Raw genomic sequence first — 18,278 nt, forward strand, 5'->3', positions numbered from 1 at the left:
TATAATATAAAGCGCCCTCGAATTCCATCGAGAGCGCTTTATTATTACCTATTTTGGTAAATGTGCTAGCTTTTCAGCAATTGTTCTATAAAACTCTTGAATGCTAGAAAAACCTAACGTATCTGAAACACTTAATCCTACCATGTCGAGATGGTCCCAATTTGCTTTCGTTTCTATATGATTCCATTTTCCAATCTGTAAAGACTCATTACTATTTACAGTAGTATTAGAAGACGGTGCAATCATAGAATTTGTATTTACTACACCGTCATTTTGCCACCAAGTAGTATCAATTAATGGACGATTTTCTTCATATCTTGCATAGGAACCTAAGAAAAATGCATTCCCCATTAACACTTTATTCATCGTTATATGAGGCAAATGTAAACCTGTTATAGGTGCCGCTTGTGATGCATGTCCACTATAAGATAAATAATAAACATCTGATTGCGTCTTTACCCAATTATTTAAATCCTTTGCACCATCTGTACTTAAATCCCATTGACTTATATCTTTTGTATTTTTCCAAAGTGAACTATTTAGAATACGATTACTGTATTGGAAAAAGGACTCTCCAGTATTCTTTTTTAACCCCCATTGATCCAATTTAAAATCATATAGTGATAAATTATCGTTTCCTCCAAAACTTGCAGCTGTAATGAGTAAATCTTTAACAAACGGTAGTAGAAGACTACCATCCGCAAGTGTTGTACCGTTGTGAGGGGTTGCTAATGTTGTAACACTATGAACATATGATTTCTCGCCCTCAAATAGTGGTGATATATTGGTGTTCGGATGATTTTTCACATAATTTTTTTCTTCAAAACTGCCTTCTTTTAATAGCTGTACTAATGTTCTAATCGTTTGTCCACCCATGCTATGTCCAACTAAATGTACTTTATTTGTTTCACTCCAACTCGGCGTGAAACCACTATAAGTTCTTCCAAAACGATTATGTCCATGTTTCTCAGCATGTGCGGCACCGTAGTCTACTGTACCTCCATTAATTTGCGCATATAATTCACATGCACGATCCCAGTTACTAGAAACAGGTCCAACAGCAGCAGTATGTACAGTATAACCATTTCTTTTTAAATCTTCTTGTATATCATGAACACCACCCCAATATTTAACCCCTAACATTTCCTCTCTACCCCATCCAGCAAATCCATTCACTAATATGATCGGATAATTATTTTGTTGACTCTCTTCAGCGTATATTACTTTCGTGGCGAATGAACATACAGTCATCAATGCAAAAAAACATATTTTTAAAAATAACTTCCCCATATTTCCTCCCCCTAATAAAACGTTTACATTTTTCACTTTACAGCATGCTTTAATAACTTAAACATAATGTAAAGTATTTTATATACATTGTATATAGAGAAAACATACAAAAATGTTGATAAATATTAATTCAAGCAAGCATTTACTTTTCACAATACAACTTGTAAATCTATTTATTTGAATTTATAATCAGATATAGTTTCCTCGTGTTAAAAAGATTTAAAAACCATAAGAAAACTAATCTCATTGCTTGAAAAGGAGGAAAAAACATGCAAATCGGATCAAATATTCATACATTATCTCAACCTACTAAAATAACTCCATCTACTCTTGAGCATAATACTATCTCTTCTACTAAACTTGAAAGTAAGAACGCAAATGATCCTATCAAGTTCGATATTCGTTCATTCGAAAAAGAAATGAAACAGCCAGAGCATAAATTTAACGAATTAGATTTATGGAAGATGTTAAAAGATAAAGGTGTTCCTTTATGGATCATCCTTGAAATGCTACAAAGGTCTCGTAAGGAAAAAGAATCTCAAAATAATTCAGTTCAAAATTCAAATGCGATTGAAGAACCGAGCGAGACCCGATTAAATGAAGTAATGTAAACTATGTTATCTAAATGGTCTAAAATTAAAAAGAGTTCAAGGCTGATAAAATCCCTATCAACCTTGAACTCTTTTTTATGATTTTTCTCCAATCGTGACAAATTGAACTGATACTTCTTCCTCAAAATCTTTAATTAACTTTCTTACTTTTACATATTCATTAGTCAATATATTATCTGTCGACATTTTAGGTTTTTCGTCACCTAAAGATTTTTTCAGATGAAGAAGTTGCATTTTTGTTTCATTTGCCTGTATTTCTTTATATACACTATTGCTCGCCACAATTACATACCATATTGTTCCATAATTTCGATTATTACCAAGCCAAGCATCACTATCATATGTAACTGGTATCACTTTTCCTTCTATTTTAATACTTTTTATATTCTTTTCTTCTTCATTTATAAATAATAGTGAACTTTCTTTTGGAAAATTCGGTAACGTATCTAAAGGTTTAGAATGAGATGAATGATCTCTTTTACGAAAAATTTTTGCTTTAATCATCGCTTTTGCAGTAGATTCATTTAATATCAAAACCCTTTTTTGGTCAAATCTACCTGTTTTCACCGAAAAAACTTCAAGTTCTTTCGTATTTTCTTTATAACGATTCATAACTGTTGAAGTATTGTTCTCATCTCCAATGATTAATACACCGTTAGCTGGAAATCTGTTTTCATTTTTAGAGCATGCACTTAAACTTATTAAAATTAATATACTTAATATGAAAATAGAGAGTGTTTTTTTCATCACAGTTCCTTTCATAACTCAAATTGTTTTTTTACATGCTTTTCTGCAATCTTACTTGCTGATATTCTTTACTGTTCCATAGTTTTATAAAGCTTTTGTAAGTAACGCCAACGAGTTATAAAGAAATATAAAACTTGTATACATATAAATGAAATTAAAATTATGATAGAGCTATTCATAATAGAAAAATCGACTAATTGTTGTAATGCCATATAAGCGACCACAGTATGAATCACTGCAACAATAATCGGTAAGAAGAACATTAATACTAATTGTCTTGTTACAACTTTTTTCAACTCTCGTTTACTTAATCCCATTTTCGAAATCATCTTATATTGCTGCTGATCGCGGTCCAAATCAGTATATAACCGGAAATAAATAAAACTAGCAGCGAAAGTAAAGAAGACGATTCCAACTAAAACACTTGCCATAAGTAATAACCCATTCGTTTGTTTTGCACTTAACAACTCTATAGTTAGTGCTCTAAATTCAAAATGTATGTCTCTAGGATCTTGATCGAATATATCACTTAATTGGTTTGAAATCTCTTTTGTTTTTATCCAATCATCTACAACAAATCCATAAGTTCGATATTGAATAATATTTTCAAAATCTAGATTACTATTAAGCAGAATTTCATCATACACATGATCTTGAATCGCAATATTAATCCCTTCCGTATCGTGTGGCAAAACTAAATTATCTACAGTTTTTTTCACATGAAATGTCTTTGTCCAATCGCCTTGAATGACTTCAATATTCTTTTTATAATCACCATTTTTAAACTCTTGTTTTTGTGATACGACTCCAGGGATTAATAACATTTCATCTTCTTTTTCAATCGTTTCTTGTTGGTACCCGAGTGCTCTCGCAAGTTCGTTATATTCACTTAACTTCATTACATTTACATTACTTTCTGTATAAATATCTGAAGTGGAAGCCATTCGATATGGAATATTAGAATCAGCAAGATGTTTTTTTATAATCGAGAGATGTTTATCCGTTATTTTATTTTTATCAGGAGCTGTATACAGAAATGTATACGGGTTTGTCATCCTTACCAAATCTTTGTTTCCAAGAGCTGCTGTCGTGCCAATTGCTGTAAAAGCAACTGCTGAAATAATAGATACTATAAAAAACATTGTTGCATTATCTTTCATACGGTATATTAATTCTGAAAATGTTAATATATTGGTTCTCTTTAAAAAGAAAGATTCACTCCTTTTCACAAGATGCAATATATAAACGCTACACTGTGTATATAAAAAGTACGTTCCTATAATTACTAGGAGCACACCCATTCCGAGCGTAATAAAACTATAACTTGGGATAAAGCGAAATACTAAAATATAGCCATATCCTATACTAAATAAAGAAAAAATTGATAATAACATTGACGATTTCGGTTCAGGCTTTGGCTTTTCCCCTGCTTGAATAAGTTCCACAAGTTCTGTTACTTTTATCATTTTAAAAGTAACTAGCGAAACAAGTAAAAATAAGAATAGAAACGTGATGCCAGTTAATAATACCGCCTTCACTGGCATATAAAAAGGTAAGCCGTTACTAATCATTAATACACTGGCACTTATTAATAAAACTAGTTTAGAAAATACGAGGCCGATAAGAATCCCAATACAAATCGAACCAAGTCCAATTAACATATTTTCAATTAACAATAACTTCTTAAGCTGTCTCATTGACATACCTTGCATCATTAAAATGCCAAATTCTTTCTTACGCGTTTTTAAAAACGAACTCACTGAATATAGAATGAAGAAGAATGAAAAGACAAAAATCAAACCTTGAGAAACTTCAAATCCTAATGTACCAAATGTACTTATTGTTTTACTTGTCGATTTCAACTCCCCCTGTAAATCAGGATGGAATAATAAAAGAGCATACGTAAAGAAAATCATTATAGAAAATGCACTACTTAAAAAATGGGCAGCATATGTACGCTTATTACGAAAAATATTATTAAATGCGAATTGACGAAAAGTCATGCCTTTTCCCTCCTAACAAAGAAAGGACATCCATAATCTTTTGATAAAATGCTTGCCTGCTTTCACCACGATAAATTTCGTTATATAGTTGACCATCTTTAATAAAAATTACTCGGCTGCAAAAACTCGCTGCATACGGATCATGAGTCACTAACATCATCGTAGCTTTTTCTTCCTTATTTAGAGTATCTAACATCTCCATTACATCATTTGAAGATTTAGAATCTAAATTCCCTGTTGGTTCATCTGCAAGTAATAATTGCGGCTTATGGACGATTGCACGTGCGATTGCTGTTCGCTGAGCTTGGCCCCCAGATATTTCAAACGTTCTTTTATTCAATATATCTGTAATATTTAATTTCTCTGCGATTTCTTGTACGCGTTTGTTCATTTCTTGCACAGAAACGCCATCTAATGTCATCGGCAATACGATATTTTCCTTCACTGTAAGCGTGCTAAGTAAATTAAATGATTGAAAAACAAATCCTAATTGTTTCCTACGGAATAACGCTAAATCTTCTGATGATAACTGGAAAGGATTTGTACCGTTTATTACTATTTCTCCTGAGGACGGAGAATCGATAGTAGATACCATATTTAATAATGTAGTTTTCCCGCTACCAGATGGCCCCATGATCCCTATAAATTCACCTTCTTGAATTGATAAATCAATATCTACTAATGCTTTAAAAGGTATTTTCCCTTTATATACTTTACTAATATTTTTCGCATGTAAAATTTCCATTTCTATTCTCCCTTCATTTGCACTTCTCACAATAGAGTGTAAATGAATTGTCTTAATGCTCATATTGATTCATCTTTCATTTATCTTACACGCTTGTAAGCTTTCTAAAAAAACTGATAATAAAACTATTTTCAAACTAAAATTAACGCATAACTATCTTATAATAATTGTATAGTGGTAGAAAATACAATTGTATATCAAATCTTTATTATAAAAACAAGAAAAGACCGATTGCTTTATCGGTCTTTTCCTTCCCAAAGTTATATTTTTATCTAATGCCTTTAGTTGAAATGTTTTTGAGATACCCTTTTTTATTGTCTTCCACTTTATAATAACCTCTACAAAAAATTGAGTTCTTCGGTTTAATCGCAATTAATAATGAATTATATATATCTGAAGCAGAAATGATTGTGTTTATCCAACATACAAATAATAAAATTGATTTAATATTTCCTGATACATACAATGATACAATAGCAGGAACGACCGATAGTACAATAATAGGCAAGCTCATAAAGATCCAAAATCTCGTTTTGGATAAGATTGCATTTGTATTTAGCCAAAAAAATATTCCACTACACGTCAAGCTAATATCACCTTTTTTATTTATAACAATAATATGTAGACATTCGTGAACAATGAAAACAAAAATACCTATGATGATGAGATAAAAAATATTAATATGAGTAAAACTTGCTCCAAAATAATACGGTATTAGAAAAATACTGATTTGAAGTACATATACAAACTTCATATAATGTTTTCGGTGCCAATCATTTTGTATAAAAGGAGTCCATTCTGACAAATCCATACTTATTTGTGGTAAGTGACGAAACCAAATGATAATATGCTCTCCCCTCCCTCATTTAAACTATTCCATATTCCGAAAATTCGGAATCCACTAACACTCAACCGCTAATATTAAATGCAAACCTTCGCTTGCCTTCACGTTTGCCGTACATTCTTCTATTTAAGCCTAAAGTGGTTCATGTTTAGGATGATTTGAGTAAGAAATTAATGTTTTCATAGACATATACATTCGACAAAATCCCCCAAATACCTTTTAGATATAATGTTATGAAATAGTTCTCCCATGTACAACTTGCTGCATTTGTTTTTGGTGAAAAATACATCCAGAATCTACACTTTAGTATGGTTAACTAGTACTTTAGAATGCAAAAAAGCTTAGAGTTTTAGCTCTAAGCTTTTTTTGCATTATCGCTCCCTTTAAAGAGCACTATTTTTTATCCATCCGGATTTACTCAATACATAATGATTATAAATTTGGTTTTCTATCATCTGTTGACCCAAATAAGTAAACCCGCATTTTTCAATAACTTTATTTGATGGCACATTTTTAATTAAAGCAATTGCGTTAAGGACATCCACATTTGTATTTTCAAATAAATAACCGATCAAGCCTTTTGTCGCTTGCGTTGCATAACCATTATTATGATATTCACTTGAAACAGCATACATAATTTCTCTGTTTGGTGCAGGGAGTTCAACTTTCATGCCTGTGCAGCACCATCCAATAAATTCATTTGTGGTTTTCTTAAATATTCCTAGTCTTAATATGTGATTATCTATGTTAGTCGTAGTTCTCACTGCATTAAGAAACGCTTTATTTTCAGGTATTTCATAATTTACAACCCAATTAACCCTTTGTTCTTTCGTTGATTTCCAGTCTGGTAAAAACTTTTCTATTTCCGGTTGATTTGCTATTTTATAAATACTCTCTGCATCTTTGACCGTAAACTCTTGTAGGTATATATCACCACAATCTATTCTAAATAACTTAGTCAAACTCTCTTCTCCCATCTTAATCCCCCTTCCTTACGTTAAAGCGCCTTAATCTGCTTCGTAAGTTCCATAAACCGTTCATCTAGTTCTTTATATTCTTTGTCTTTAGAAGTTAAAAAGCTTAATTTCCCTAATACTTCTTGTCTTTCTGTTTCTAACGTTAAACGTAGCTCTTCAATTTCATCCCTTGTTTTCGTAGGTTCTTCTAGCTGTTTTTGTATCGTATTGTTTAAAAACACGAGTTTTGTGTTAGTTGTTTTCTCCAGAAAATATCGATCGTGAGAAACGATAATGAGTGTTCCATTATACTCAGCTAATGTATTTTCAAGCTGTTCACGCGAAGGTAGATCAAGGTGATTCGTCGGTTCATCTAAAATAAGTACATCTTTTTCATCTAAAATATAAGCCATGAGCTTACATTTCACTCGTTCCCCCATACTCATATATTCAATCGGCTCTTTCCATTGGGAAGATTCAAATCCTAAATGTTTCATTAAATTTTGGACTTTTCCTCGTTCTTCAAATGTCTCTTTATAAAATAAATCTTCTGGTGTTTTATCAAGTGGTAAATCAAATACTTCTTGTGTTAAATAACCGATGTTTGCTGAAGGTGAAATCCATACTTCTCCTTCAACAGTTTCTGTTCCCATAATCATCTTCAGTAATGTTGTTTTCCCGCTACCGTTTGGTCCAATAATCGCAATCTTCTCACCGTGCTGAATTGTAAAATTAACGTTTTCAAATAATGTTCGGCTATTAAATTCTTTCCGCAATTGTTTTACTTCTAAGAAACGTTTTCCTACTTTTTTACTCGCTTGAATAGTAAATTCAACTGAATAATCCTCTTTCACACGTTCTACTTTCGTTTTCTCCAGCTCTTTTTCAAGACGCTTTCGTTTCGATTTAACTTGCGCGTCCATTCGCTTCGCCTTTACACGATAAAATTCTTTCACTCCTTCTTGTTTTGTAGACTGCGCATGTGCCTTTTGTGACCATGAACTTAATTCTTTTATATGAGTTTCTACTTGTTCTATCTTCTTTTGTTGTTTTTCATATTCACGCTGCTGCGTCATTCTTTTCTGCTCACGTGCTTTCATATAACTCGTATAATTACCACTATGATCAATTAATTTCTTATCCTCAATTGACCATATTCTTGTTGCGATAACATCTAAAAAGTATCGATCATGCGATACGACGAGAACTGTACCTTTCATGTTTTTTATTTGTTTAATTAGAAATTCCGTACTCATCTCATCTAGATGATTTGTCGGTTCGTCTAATATTAGGACATTAGGATTTCCGGCAAATCCTTTTGCTAATCGAACTTTTAGCTTTTCACCACCACTTAAAGTTAGAAAATCGTTCGTTGGCACGCCCCATTTTGCAAGGAGTTCCGCTTCTTTTGCAATTATATCCTTACTAACAAATGATTCTTTTTCTTGTTCAACATATGCTCTTGTCACATTCATTTGCATCCATTCAACAGTACCTTTTGATGGTTCAATTTTCCCATTTATTAATTGAAGTAACGTTGATTTACCAGCCCCGTTTTTACCAATTAACCCGATAACATCCCCTTGTCTTACTGTCACATTCATTTTCTCTAACAAAGTGTTTTCCTTTATTTCAACATAAACATCATTTAATTTTAATAGTTCTTTCATAATACCGATCCCTTTCATTAAGGGGAGAATAAAAAAATCCTCCCAAATAAATTTGGCAGGATTAGTCGTTAAAATATTTATACCCAAATAAGCTATTGCGTAACATAAATAGCAATACCGTTGTATGGAAATTGGGCAGACTAATCCTATTTTTTATAAATTGAAATTTATTGAATTTCAACATTTAAAAATAAGATTAGTTAATCATCGTCCACCCATCATTCCTTTCCGTCGTTAGTAACCATATTGTACCATGATAGTACTGTATGAGTAAATGCAATTATATGTGCTATTATTATGATTGGTTTCTTCTAGGTCTATTTATCATTTCTTAGCTTTAAATTGAACAAGCATACTTTACATTTGCTATACTACTTTTCCTTTAGATTTCCCTAGTAATAAACTTTTAAACACCCCCTCTTATATAATTTTTATATAACTGTATGATTAATTTTATATTATACATACTACATTTCAGTTTTTATAATAAAGTTATCATTTTTAAGGAGGGATTCTACAATGGAATATAGCAAACTCGGAAACAGTGGATTAACAGTAAGTAAGATTGCATATGGTAACTGGATAAATCATGGTGGAAAAGTAAATGAAGATATTGCAAATGAATGTGTGAAAGCCGCATTAGATGTTGGAATTACAACGTTCGATACTGCAGATGTTTATTCAGACACTATTGCTGAGGAAGTGCTTGGCCGCTCTTTGAAAGGTATACGCCGAGAAAGTATAGAACTTTGTACAAAAGTATGTCATCCGACCGGACCTGGAAAAAATGATCGAGGTTTATCACGAAAACATATTATAGAAAATTGTAATGCATCGCTACAACGGCTACATACAGACTACATTGATGTCTATTATGCACATCGATTCGATACAACAACACCTCTGGAAGAAACAATGTTAGCTTTCTCAGATCTTGTAAGACAAGGGAAAGTCCTTTATTTAGGCGTAAGTGAATGGACATCGGAGCAAATCACACGCGGTGCAGCACTTGCACGAGAATTGAAAATCCCTCTTATTGCTAGCCAACCTCAATATTCGATGTTGTGGCGAGTTATAGAAACTGATGTGATTCCAACATGTCAACGTGAAGGACTTGGCCAAATTGTTTGGTCTCCCCTCGCACAAGGTATTCTCACTGGAAAATATCAACCAGGTAAACCACTCCCCGCCCAATCACGTGCTAATTCAGATGCAGGAAAACCCTTTTTCAACAAACTCGTGCAACGTTGGATGAGTGATGATGTGCTTACCGCTATCCAGGAAATTAAACCTATCGCACAAGAAATTAACCTTACCTTATCTCAACTCGCAGTTGCTTGGGTATTACAAAATCCAGCTGTTTCCTCTGCAATTATTGGCGCTTCAGATCCAGAGCAAATAAGAGAAAATGTGATTGCTTCTAGTGTTACATTGTCACCTGAAATTATGGGTCAGATTGATAGTGTACTAACAGGTTTTGCTGAGTATGATCCTAGCAAAACAGGTTGAAACATGAGTGAGCTTTACCTATAATGAAGCTTCCCTTTCCAAATCCCCCACTGCCCATCCTATGAAGATGGGCTTTTATCTTTTAAGTTCACATTGTGAAGTCAAATAAACCTCTCTAACTACCGTTAAGAAGTTTTCTAACACTACAGACTTTTCATCTTGCCTCCATCCGGCATATAAATTTATTATTGGTGTGTTCTCTTGAATTTCTTTATATATAACTCCCGATTTTTTATAACTTTCCACAGATGATGGAACGACAGAAATCCCCATACCTGCTGCAACTAAATTCACAATCGTTTGCATTTGAATTGCTTCTTGAACAATATTTAAACTTACTCCATGCTCCCAAAAGTAACTAATAATTAAATCATAAAAGTTAGTACCGAAATGACGAGGAAATAAAACAAATGGTTCATCTACTAGTTCTTTAATGGAAATATTAGGTAACGAAACTAATGCGTGATTTTCATGTAAAACCAATTTTAAACGTTCTTTAGAACAAACTTCGGAAGACAATATTTCATTATTCTGCTTAGAACGAATAAATCCAATGTGAATTTGTTTTTCATAGAGTGCTTTTATTTGCTGGTCTGTTGTCATCTCGCGTAATATAAGCTGAATTTTAGGAAACCGTTCTCGAAAGGTTTTTAATATGTCTATAACTGTTTCTGTAGAATCGACAAAACCGATGATTAAACGCCCGATCTTCCCTTCATCCGCGAGCTGTGTTTCTTTAATGGTTCTATCTACTTGAAGTAACGTTTGTCGCGCACCTTCTAAAAAGATTTTCCCCGCATCGGTAAGTTCAACCATCCTTTTTGTCCTGTGAAGAAGTTGAACACCTAATTCTTCTTCCAACTTTCGAATTTCTTGACTTAAAGGCGGTTGTGCCATCATAAGACGTTCTGCCGCACGACTAAAGTTTAATTCTTCCGCCACTGCTATGAAATATTTCATTTTACGAATATCCATTACAATCCCCCTAACATTCACAACTAGCAAAAAAATCCCTCCTTCTAATAAATTATTAATAAAAACAGGAGGAAACTATATCAATCCCTTTTCGTTTCTTATTTATCATAAATCATTTCATGAAAATACGAGAGATTTATACTAAGTTGAATTACATGTTTTGGGCAATTTCATTACTTGCATATATTATTTGATTTACTATTTGGTTGAGTAACAAGTACTTGATATTTTATTCACCCAATTATAAAAATAAAATGTTATTCGTTACCCAACAATAACTTATTGTTTTTCAATAAATTTTTATTGATTACTCCCCTGCAATAAGCTATTATATGTTTGTAGAAAATATTAATCTAAGGATTGATTTTATGGACAAGACATTAAAAATCACAAAGTTAAATATGTTTTTAAGGATTTTTCTCATCCCGATTATAGTAGGGATAATTGTTGGTATACTAACTAAATTAGGGCAAGGTATACTTCCAGGACATTGGAATTCATTAGCTAATCTAGGAAGTGTTTGGTTAGTTCCATCCTTTTTTGTGGCTAGCTTTAGTTATTCTAAGCGTACAGCTATACTTTCTGGTATCCTTGCACTACTCGGTATGGTATTAGGCTACTATGGTTATGCAATTGTTATTACAAATGTAGCTCACTCTATTTATTTTATATCTGTATGGATTGTATGTGCATTTATAGGAGGAACTATCTTTGGAATTGCAGGTTTTCTATGGAAAGATACTACAAATCCACTTCATAAATTCGGAAGTGCGCTTATTAGTGGAGTTTTTGTAACGGATGGACTTCACATTCTTTTAAATTTTGAAGACTATAGTCACATGTTACCTGTTGGATATACCGAAGTGATAGTCGGAATTATCTTGATTCTTGTATTAGAACGCTCTAATGCTAATCGAATTTCTTCTTTCTTAATGATGGTTCCTATCATTATTTTAGGATTAATTGGATATACATTATTAAGTTTGTTTACTTAATTACAATACTGTATCATGAAAAAACAAAAGACTAATTCTATTATAATCCACAAAACATATCACGAATCGAACATTATACTTATTAATGTTGATACACTTATTCATAGGATGAATTCATGAAGCTATCTCTTTCAAAGGGGTGGCTTTTTTCTTACAAAAACTATTTATCAGCTTTTTATTAAATACTTCTAATTTAACAAGCGTATTTATTAGCGTGTCATTATACATACTAAGATTACCTTTTACCATTTCATATAATCGCTATAAAGTGAAACTTTAATCAGCGGGGGGGTCTTACTGCCCATTAAAGCGGGATAAAATAAGGCTAAAAAACTTATCTCCAAAGTTCTTTAGCCCTGATCACTTATTTACACATTAAAAAATATAATTCGTACAACGGTAGCTTTACCAACTTCTGAATGGATTTCTACACTATGTCCTAATTGTTTCGTAATTTCATATACAAGATATAGCCCCATTCCAGTTGATTCTTTAAAATCTCTGCCATTTTCCCCTGTAAAGAAAGGTTTAAATACTCTAGGTAAATCTTGCTTCGGTATCCCTACGCCATAATCGGTGATTTCAAGTATAACGTTATTATCTTCCTTACAAGCTTTCACTTTAATCTTCTCTCGACTACCAGATGAATATTTAATCGCATTCGATAGTATTTGTCCAATTAAAAATTGTAGCCATTTTGCATCACTTTCTACAATAATGTCCTTATCAATTTTAAGCTCTGGATATACAAAATTCCGGATAAAAAAGCGTTTATGTTCATGTACAGAATCATTCACTATTTTATGTAGCTGTACTTTTTCGACATAAAAATCTTGTGTAAATGCTTCTAAACGTGCGACATACAAAGCCATCTCTAACCCTTTTTTCAATCTATCTGTTTCCTCATTTATACTTTCAAAACGTGGGTCGACTTCATCTTGTGTAATTAATTCTATTACAGATAAAGGTGTTTTCATTTGATGTATCCACTGATTCATAAAAGTTAAATGATCATTATTTTTTCTCTCTTGTATTTGCAGCTGGTTTTGATAATGTCGATATTGCACCTCAAGTAGCTCTTGAAGCATAGTAGATAAAACTGCAAAATCTGATTTTTGAACAGAATCATCCAAAGAATGCAACGGATTTGCTAATCTTTCATAGAAGGTACGATGAGTAAAGTAACGAAACACTAAATAACCTACCATAAAAAAGACACCTAAAAACATTGCATATAATGCCGTTGCAATATGATTATGCCCATCAAACCAATATACAAGAAATATGGCTAGTAACTGGATTACTGTAAAACAAATAAGTGGTATATGATCACGAATAAATAATTTTATCATTTCTCCATACCATTATCCCAAGTTATATGTAATCTATAACCGACACTACGAATCGTTTCAATTGCATCTTCAATCTGTAATGTTTTTAATTTTTTACGCACACGTGTTGTATTTACGCTTAAAGTATTATCATCAACATAAGATTCGCTATCCCATAATTTATTTAATAGCACTTCTCTACCCACAACACGCGGATAATTTTTCATTAACATCTCTAATAAAATAGCTTCATTTCTTGTTATATCAATCTCTTGATTCTTAAGCTTTAATACAAGCCTTTCGGGATATAAACAAAGACCTTGTTGCTCAACCATCCGTTCTTCTACTTTCGGTGCATAATCTCCGTAAGCACGCCTTAAATGACTACGAATTTTAGCCATTACAACTTCGTAATGGAATGGCTTTGAAATGAAATCATCGCCACCGTTTTCAAGCGCCATAACTTGATCCATCGTGCCTTCACGAGCCGAAATAAATAATATCGGACATGTAGAAACTCCGCGAATTTGACGACACCAATAGTACCCATCAAAACTTGGTAAATTAATATCTAATAAAACTAACTCTGGTTGTTCTTCTAAAAAAATGTTTAATACATTTTGAAAATCCGATACAATAATTCCTTCATACCCGTATTTCGCGACATGTGTTGATAATAGTTCTGCAATTTTCATATCGTCTTCTACAATCATAATTTTAACCATGTGTTTACTCCTTTTTCGATCCACAATCTTATATTCAATTATATAAAATAAATACTACCTGTTTTTATATCATCCGTAAATCAAAAAAAGGATACTTTTATACAACAGCATCCTTCTTCTATTATTCTTATTTAATATGAAATTTACTCAAATTAAAACCTAGCTTCTCCACATAGTCCATACCTAGTTCCATTCGTGCTGTTTTCAGTGGATCTACAACTTGGCAAACATTTAAATCGCCTGCAGCTGATAATAAAAGTGTTGCATCAGCTTTAGACATTTCTAATTCTTCATGTAAAAATGTCACCATATTACGTACAGCGCGATTCGCTGCATCATCTAACAATTTCTCTGAAGCAATCGTCATAAGTTTTTCTTTTTGGATCGCCATTGGGAGTGGCCATTTCTTTCCTTTTATATTTTGAATTGTTACAGTTACCTCACCAGCAACCTCTACTCCACTAACACCAATTTCACCATCACCCATCGCTGCGTGTAAATCACCTAATGCTAATAGAGCACCAGGAACATTTACAGGTAATAGTAATGTTGTCCCTTCTTTTATTTCTTTACAGTCCATATTCCCGCCGTGATCATGCGGTGTGCCACATGAAATACTCTCTTCTTTCGGCGCAGTACCAATAACACCGATCATTGGATTAATCGGGATTTGTAATTCATTTGAAAACAAAACATGTTCATTATGGATTGGGACCATTTTCACTGTGTTTTCGTTTAGCTCTTCACCCATTACACCAAGATTCGCCCCTGTAGTTAAAACACCTTGCTCAGCAATTTTAATTTTTTCAATCGTTACGACTAAAATATCACCAGGTTCTGCACCTTTAATATATACAGGTCCAGTCGCTGGATTAATTCGGTTCCAATCTAATTCTTGAAACGCAACATCTTCAGAATCAATTTGATTTTCAAAGCAATCATATGTTTCAAATATAAGACGACTCCCAATTTCTACTTCCATACATGGTTTATTTTCTGGTGACATTGCGTAAATGATATGTTCTTTATGGATTCGATACATATTATCTCTCCTCTTTATATTGGTCTACAATCACAAATTAGCTTTTTTCATAAAAGCTCCTTTTAATAATTAATGAATTTACATATAGAAAAGCACTTAGCTTATTTTCATACATACACTCTTTACTATAACAGGTAAAGAAAGGTGGTATCACTATGCCCCTTATTCCATATAACGAAAGCGATGTTGATTTACTAGCTCGTTTAATTCGTGCTGAAGCTGAAGGCGAAGGTCGACAAGGTGAACAACTTGTTGGCTGCGTAGTAGTAAACCGTGTATTTTGTGATTGCTTAGATTTTAAACAACTTCGATCTGTACGTGATGCAGTATATCAAAGCCCCGGTGGATTCGAAGCCGTACAATACGGATATTTTTATCAGCGTGCTCGTGAATCAGAAAAAGAAATTGCAAGAAAAGTTTTACAAGGAGAATGGCGCTGGCCTGCACGATGGGCCCTTTGGTATTTCCGTCCAGTTGGAGCTTGCCCACCTGAATGGTATAATCAGCCGTTTGTAGGACAGTTTAAAAGCCATTGTTTTTATGAACCACGTGGTGATGAATGTCCGAAAATGTATTCACGGTAGCAATATTTGAAACGCAAGTACCTAGCTGAGTACTTGCGTTCCCTTTATTTTTTAGAAATCTAATAATGTGATAAATTTTTCGATGCCTACTACATGTATTAATAACGGTATACGAGGGCCACTAGACTGATTTATAATGAGCCTATAAATTATAATAAATAATTGTTTTTGATTTTCTTTCATTATTTTTTTATTTTCATGATGGCAAATCGAATACAATTGTTCCATTAAGTTAGAATAATCTTTGTTAGAACGAAGTATGTTGCAAACTTCTACTAACCATTCTTTCTGTCTTTCATCTAATGTGTTGTAAAACTCTGTATTTCTCTCTTGATTTACCGCAATTAATTTTTCAGATTGAAAGTTTTTTATCCAATACTCTGCGCGGTTACATATCGCTATCATAGCATCTAATGTATAACCTCTATCTATATTTTCTAATGTATCTTGTAAAATAGATGCATCAAAATTTAATAGCGGTAACGTTCCTGCTACTTGATTAAATTTCGGATATTCTTTAAACCCGCTATCAACTCTAGAAAGTTTAATTGCATCAAGTAAATCTTCATTTTTGAGCGTTTTATTTTCATAACTACTTTTCAATCGCTCATATTCTGTATAATTGCGAATCACATCTTCATCAAGACCGATATGAAAAGCTGCGTTTGGTCTATATTTTGCAAACATAAACAGTATCACTTCTGGTAAATACAATTTTAACAACTCACTTGGTGTAATACTATTTCCTGAAGAACTAGACATTTTTTCATGATTGCCTTTAATTCCAATGAAATCATAAGCAACATAATGAGGAGCTTCACGATTGAATATTTTCATTGCAATTTCCTTTGATACATTATAACTACCCGTTTCCGAGGAATGATCTCTTCCGCCCGGTTCAAAAATAACATCCTCTATCATCCATCTCATCGGCCAATCGATTTTCCAATTCAGTTTCATTTTATTTGTATTTAATACCGATAATTCATTTTGATTTCCACATATACATTCATACCGTACTGTTTTTAATACTTTATCAAAATGTGTAATCGTTGTTTCATCTTTCTCGCATTTCTCACAATATAATGTAACCGGATAAAAACTCTCTCGCTCTTTTGCACTACACTCTCCAGTTTTAAAACTCATTAAAATATCATATATTTCTTTTCTTTTATACAAAGCCTCTAATATATTTTTGTTATACCTTCCGCTTCTATACTCAGCATGTTGATATATGAATTCCACCTCAACCCCAAATACTTGAAGCGATTTCTCAAACTCTTTTTCAAAATGCTCTGCATACGAATTATGACAACCATATGGATCTGGAATATCACAGTATGGCATACCAATATATTTTGCAAAAGATGGATCAATATTTTTAGGGACTTTTCTAAACCTGTCATAATCATCCCATGAAAATATAAAACGAGTCTTTTTCCCTAAATCTCGAAGGGCTCTTACAACGAAATAAGTCGTTATTATTTCGCGAAAGTTCCCGATATGAACAGAGCCAGATGGACTGATTCCAGATGCGCAAACAAAAGTTTCTTTGTTTGGATGTTTTCTTATTAATTCATGTGCTACTTCATACGCCCAATGCATATATTACTCACCTCATTTTTTTGTTTTCAGACTTTCAGTTTTATGCAATAAAAAAACTCCCACCCCCAAGATTATTCATCTTGAGGACGAGAGTTGTTAGCTTCGCGGTACCACCTCAGTTTGTCAATATGTCGCCATATTAACCTCTTCAGGTACGACAAAATATGCTTATACCCTATCTCTATAACGGGAGAACCCGTCGCACCATCCCTAAACAAATTAGTTCCTTGCGCAGCTCCAAGTCTTTTTTCGTTAAAATGTATACCGCTCTTTCTCAGCTACCAGAGCTCTCTGTACGTATCCTTTTTTAACTACTCTTCTCTTCCATGCCATTTTATATATTAGTTTTTTTATATGATAATTTACAACGCTTTTATTGTCAAACTTTTCCGGAAATAAAAGCTATCTAAATAAATGCTTTATCGCTTCTAATTGAATTTTATGGCTACATTCATCACAACAATATGTTCCCTTCGTTTTCTCTTTAAATCGTTTATATTTTTCACTACCTTCGTAAACACGAAATATATTTTTACAAGAAAAGCAAACAATTTCATAAAACATCATATGCATTTTCCTCTCCATGTTTATACATTTTTTTAATCACTTAAGAAAATCAGTTTTCCACAGTAAAAATCTTAATATC

At 32.8% G+C, this 18,278-nt stretch carries 17 protein-coding genes and 1 other annotated feature; of the genes, 4 read left to right on the forward strand and 13 right to left on the reverse strand.

All coding sequences use genetic code 11. The annotated features are described in order from the left end of the window. Positions 1–48: 48 nt before the first annotated feature. Positions 49–1,290 carry an esterase/lipase family protein gene (locus DN392_RS16385; RefSeq protein ID WP_064449394.1) on the reverse strand — a complete coding sequence of 414 codons (1,242 nt, stop codon included), beginning with the start codon at positions 1,288–1,290 and terminating at the stop codon, positions 49–51. Between the two features lie 269 nt (positions 1,291–1,559). Between DN392_RS16385 and DN392_RS16390 the strand changes: the two genes are divergently transcribed. Further along, a complete protein-coding gene (locus DN392_RS16390) occupies positions 1,560–1,901 on the forward strand; it encodes a DUF3914 domain-containing protein (protein WP_001165520.1) in 342 nt (113 codons plus the stop codon). Positions 1,902–1,976: 75 nt separating this feature from the next. On the opposite strand, the gene DN392_RS16395 is transcribed toward DN392_RS16390, so the two are convergent. The 6 genes from DN392_RS16395 to abc-f form a co-directional block, all read right to left on the reverse strand. After that, complete coding sequence (locus DN392_RS16395; protein WP_064449393.1) at positions 1,977–2,648, reverse strand: lipoprotein BA_5634 family protein; 672 nt, start codon at positions 2,646–2,648, stop codon at positions 1,977–1,979. Between the two features lie 68 nt (positions 2,649–2,716). After that, entirely contained in the window at positions 2,717–4,651 is a 1,935-nt protein-coding gene (locus DN392_RS16400; protein ID WP_061672007.1) for an FtsX-like permease family protein, read from the reverse strand. After that, positions 4,626–5,396 carry an ABC transporter ATP-binding protein gene (locus DN392_RS16405; RefSeq protein ID WP_000404254.1) on the reverse strand — a complete coding sequence of 257 codons (771 nt, stop codon included), beginning with the start codon at positions 5,394–5,396 and terminating at the stop codon, positions 4,626–4,628. Before DN392_RS16405 ends, DN392_RS16400 begins: the two co-directional genes overlap by 26 nt. A 268-nt stretch (positions 5,397–5,664) precedes the next feature. After that, positions 5,665–6,207 carry a DUF3267 domain-containing protein gene (locus DN392_RS16410; protein WP_048566350.1) on the reverse strand — a complete coding sequence of 181 codons (543 nt, stop codon included), beginning with the start codon at positions 6,205–6,207 and terminating at the stop codon, positions 5,665–5,667. 416 nt (positions 6,208–6,623) lie between these two features. Continuing rightward, positions 6,624–7,217 carry a GNAT family N-acetyltransferase gene (locus DN392_RS16415; RefSeq protein WP_071742490.1) on the reverse strand — a complete coding sequence of 198 codons (594 nt, stop codon included), beginning with the start codon at positions 7,215–7,217 and terminating at the stop codon, positions 6,624–6,626. Between the two features lie 20 nt (positions 7,218–7,237). Further along, on the reverse strand, positions 7,238–8,866 hold the full coding sequence (gene abc-f / locus DN392_RS16420) for a ribosomal protection-like ABC-F family protein (RefSeq protein ID WP_071742560.1): 1,629 nt from the start codon (positions 8,864–8,866) through the stop codon (positions 7,238–7,240). A 519-nt stretch (positions 8,867–9,385) separates the two neighbouring features. Here abc-f and DN392_RS16425 point away from each other — a divergent pair. After that, positions 9,386–10,375, forward strand: a complete 990-nt coding sequence (locus DN392_RS16425; RefSeq protein ID WP_000456788.1) for an aldo/keto reductase family protein — start codon at positions 9,386–9,388, stop codon at positions 10,373–10,375. 75 nt (positions 10,376–10,450) lie between these two features. Here DN392_RS16425 and DN392_RS16430 read toward each other — a convergent pair whose 3' ends face one another. Beyond that, complete coding sequence (locus tag DN392_RS16430; protein WP_048566351.1) at positions 10,451–11,350, reverse strand: LysR family transcriptional regulator; 900 nt, start codon at positions 11,348–11,350, stop codon at positions 10,451–10,453. 368 nt (positions 11,351–11,718) lie between these two features. Between DN392_RS16430 and DN392_RS16435 the strand changes: the two genes are divergently transcribed. Next, complete coding sequence (locus tag DN392_RS16435; protein ID WP_088321610.1) at positions 11,719–12,345, forward strand: DUF6518 family protein; 627 nt, start codon at positions 11,719–11,721, stop codon at positions 12,343–12,345. 368 nt (positions 12,346–12,713) lie between these two features. Here the strand turns inward: DN392_RS16435 and DN392_RS16440 are convergent, their stop codons facing one another. The 3 genes from DN392_RS16440 to DN392_RS16450 all read right to left on the reverse strand — a co-directional run bounded on the left by DN392_RS16440 (position 12,714) and on the right by DN392_RS16450 (position 15,443). Continuing rightward, positions 12,714–13,697 (reverse strand): sensor histidine kinase, encoded by a 984-nt coding sequence (locus DN392_RS16440; protein ID WP_000593188.1) that lies wholly within the window; start codon positions 13,695–13,697, stop codon positions 12,714–12,716. Continuing rightward, positions 13,694–14,401, reverse strand: coding sequence for a response regulator transcription factor (locus DN392_RS16445; protein WP_000238984.1), 708 nt, complete (start codon positions 14,399–14,401; stop codon positions 13,694–13,696). Before DN392_RS16445 ends, DN392_RS16440 begins: the two co-directional genes overlap by 4 nt. Before the next feature lie 127 nt (positions 14,402–14,528). Then, on the reverse strand, positions 14,529–15,443 hold the full coding sequence (locus DN392_RS16450) for an acetamidase/formamidase family protein (RefSeq protein ID WP_048566354.1): 915 nt from the start codon (positions 15,441–15,443) through the stop codon (positions 14,529–14,531). Positions 15,444–15,598: 155 nt separating this feature from the next. Between DN392_RS16450 and DN392_RS16455 the strand changes: the two genes are divergently transcribed. After that, complete coding sequence (locus DN392_RS16455; protein WP_001128410.1) at positions 15,599–16,027, forward strand: cell wall hydrolase; 429 nt, start codon at positions 15,599–15,601, stop codon at positions 16,025–16,027. Positions 16,028–16,078: 51 nt separating this feature from the next. Here the strand turns inward: DN392_RS16455 and lysS are convergent, their stop codons facing one another. Both lysS and DN392_RS16465 read right to left on the reverse strand, forming a co-directional pair. Further along, positions 16,079–17,632, reverse strand: a complete 1,554-nt coding sequence (gene lysS / locus DN392_RS16460; RefSeq protein ID WP_061672009.1) for a lysine--tRNA ligase — start codon at positions 17,630–17,632, stop codon at positions 16,079–16,081. A 79-nt stretch (positions 17,633–17,711) separates the two neighbouring features. Further along, positions 17,712–17,968: a binding site (T-box leader), on the reverse strand. Between the two features lie 66 nt (positions 17,969–18,034). Next, on the reverse strand, positions 18,035–18,205 hold the full coding sequence (locus DN392_RS16465; protein WP_016134570.1) for a DUF2197 domain-containing protein: 171 nt from the start codon (positions 18,203–18,205) through the stop codon (positions 18,035–18,037). Positions 18,206–18,278: the final 73 nt, after the last annotated feature.

The organism is Bacillus sp. BB51/4, assembly GCF_008368845.1.
GTDB classification, from domain to species: Bacteria; Bacillota; Bacilli; order Bacillales; family Bacillaceae_G; genus Bacillus_A; species Bacillus_A wiedmannii.

Coding starts and splice junctions, on each gene's coding strand:
- DN392_RS16465 (WP_016134570.1), bottom strand. CDS start 18,205: ATGCATATGATGTTTTATGAAATTGTTTGCTTTTCTTGTAAAAATATA.
- DN392_RS16405 (WP_000404254.1), bottom strand. CDS start 5,396: ATGGAAATTTTACATGCGAAAAATATTAGTAAAGTATATAAAGGGAAA.
- DN392_RS16415 (WP_071742490.1), bottom strand. CDS start 7,217: ATGGGAGAAGAGAGTTTGACTAAGTTATTTAGAATAGATTGTGGTGAT.
- DN392_RS16400 (WP_061672007.1), bottom strand. CDS start 4,651: ATGACTTTTCGTCAATTCGCATTTAATAATATTTTTCGTAATAAGCGT.
- DN392_RS16390 (WP_001165520.1), top strand. CDS start 1,560: ATGCAAATCGGATCAAATATTCATACATTATCTCAACCTACTAAAATA.
- DN392_RS16395 (WP_064449393.1), bottom strand. CDS start 2,648: ATGAAAAAAACACTCTCTATTTTCATATTAAGTATATTAATTTTAATA.
- abc-f (WP_071742560.1), bottom strand. CDS start 8,866: ATGAAAGAACTATTAAAATTAAATGATGTTTATGTTGAAATAAAGGAA.
- DN392_RS16430 (WP_048566351.1), bottom strand. CDS start 11,350: ATGGATATTCGTAAAATGAAATATTTCATAGCAGTGGCGGAAGAATTA.
- DN392_RS16440 (WP_000593188.1), bottom strand. CDS start 13,697: ATGATAAAATTATTTATTCGTGATCATATACCACTTATTTGTTTTACA.
- DN392_RS16425 (WP_000456788.1), top strand. CDS start 9,386: ATGGAATATAGCAAACTCGGAAACAGTGGATTAACAGTAAGTAAGATT.
- lysS (WP_061672009.1), bottom strand. CDS start 17,632: ATGCATTGGGCGTATGAAGTAGCACATGAATTAATAAGAAAACATCCA.
- DN392_RS16450 (WP_048566354.1), bottom strand. CDS start 15,443: ATGTATCGAATCCATAAAGAACATATCATTTACGCAATGTCACCAGAA.
- DN392_RS16435 (WP_088321610.1), top strand. CDS start 11,719: ATGGACAAGACATTAAAAATCACAAAGTTAAATATGTTTTTAAGGATT.
- DN392_RS16410 (WP_048566350.1), bottom strand. CDS start 6,207: ATGGATTTGTCAGAATGGACTCCTTTTATACAAAATGATTGGCACCGA.
- DN392_RS16445 (WP_000238984.1), bottom strand. CDS start 14,401: ATGGTTAAAATTATGATTGTAGAAGACGATATGAAAATTGCAGAACTA.
- DN392_RS16455 (WP_001128410.1), top strand. CDS start 15,599: ATGCCCCTTATTCCATATAACGAAAGCGATGTTGATTTACTAGCTCGT.
- DN392_RS16385 (WP_064449394.1), bottom strand. CDS start 1,290: ATGGGGAAGTTATTTTTAAAAATATGTTTTTTTGCATTGATGACTGTA.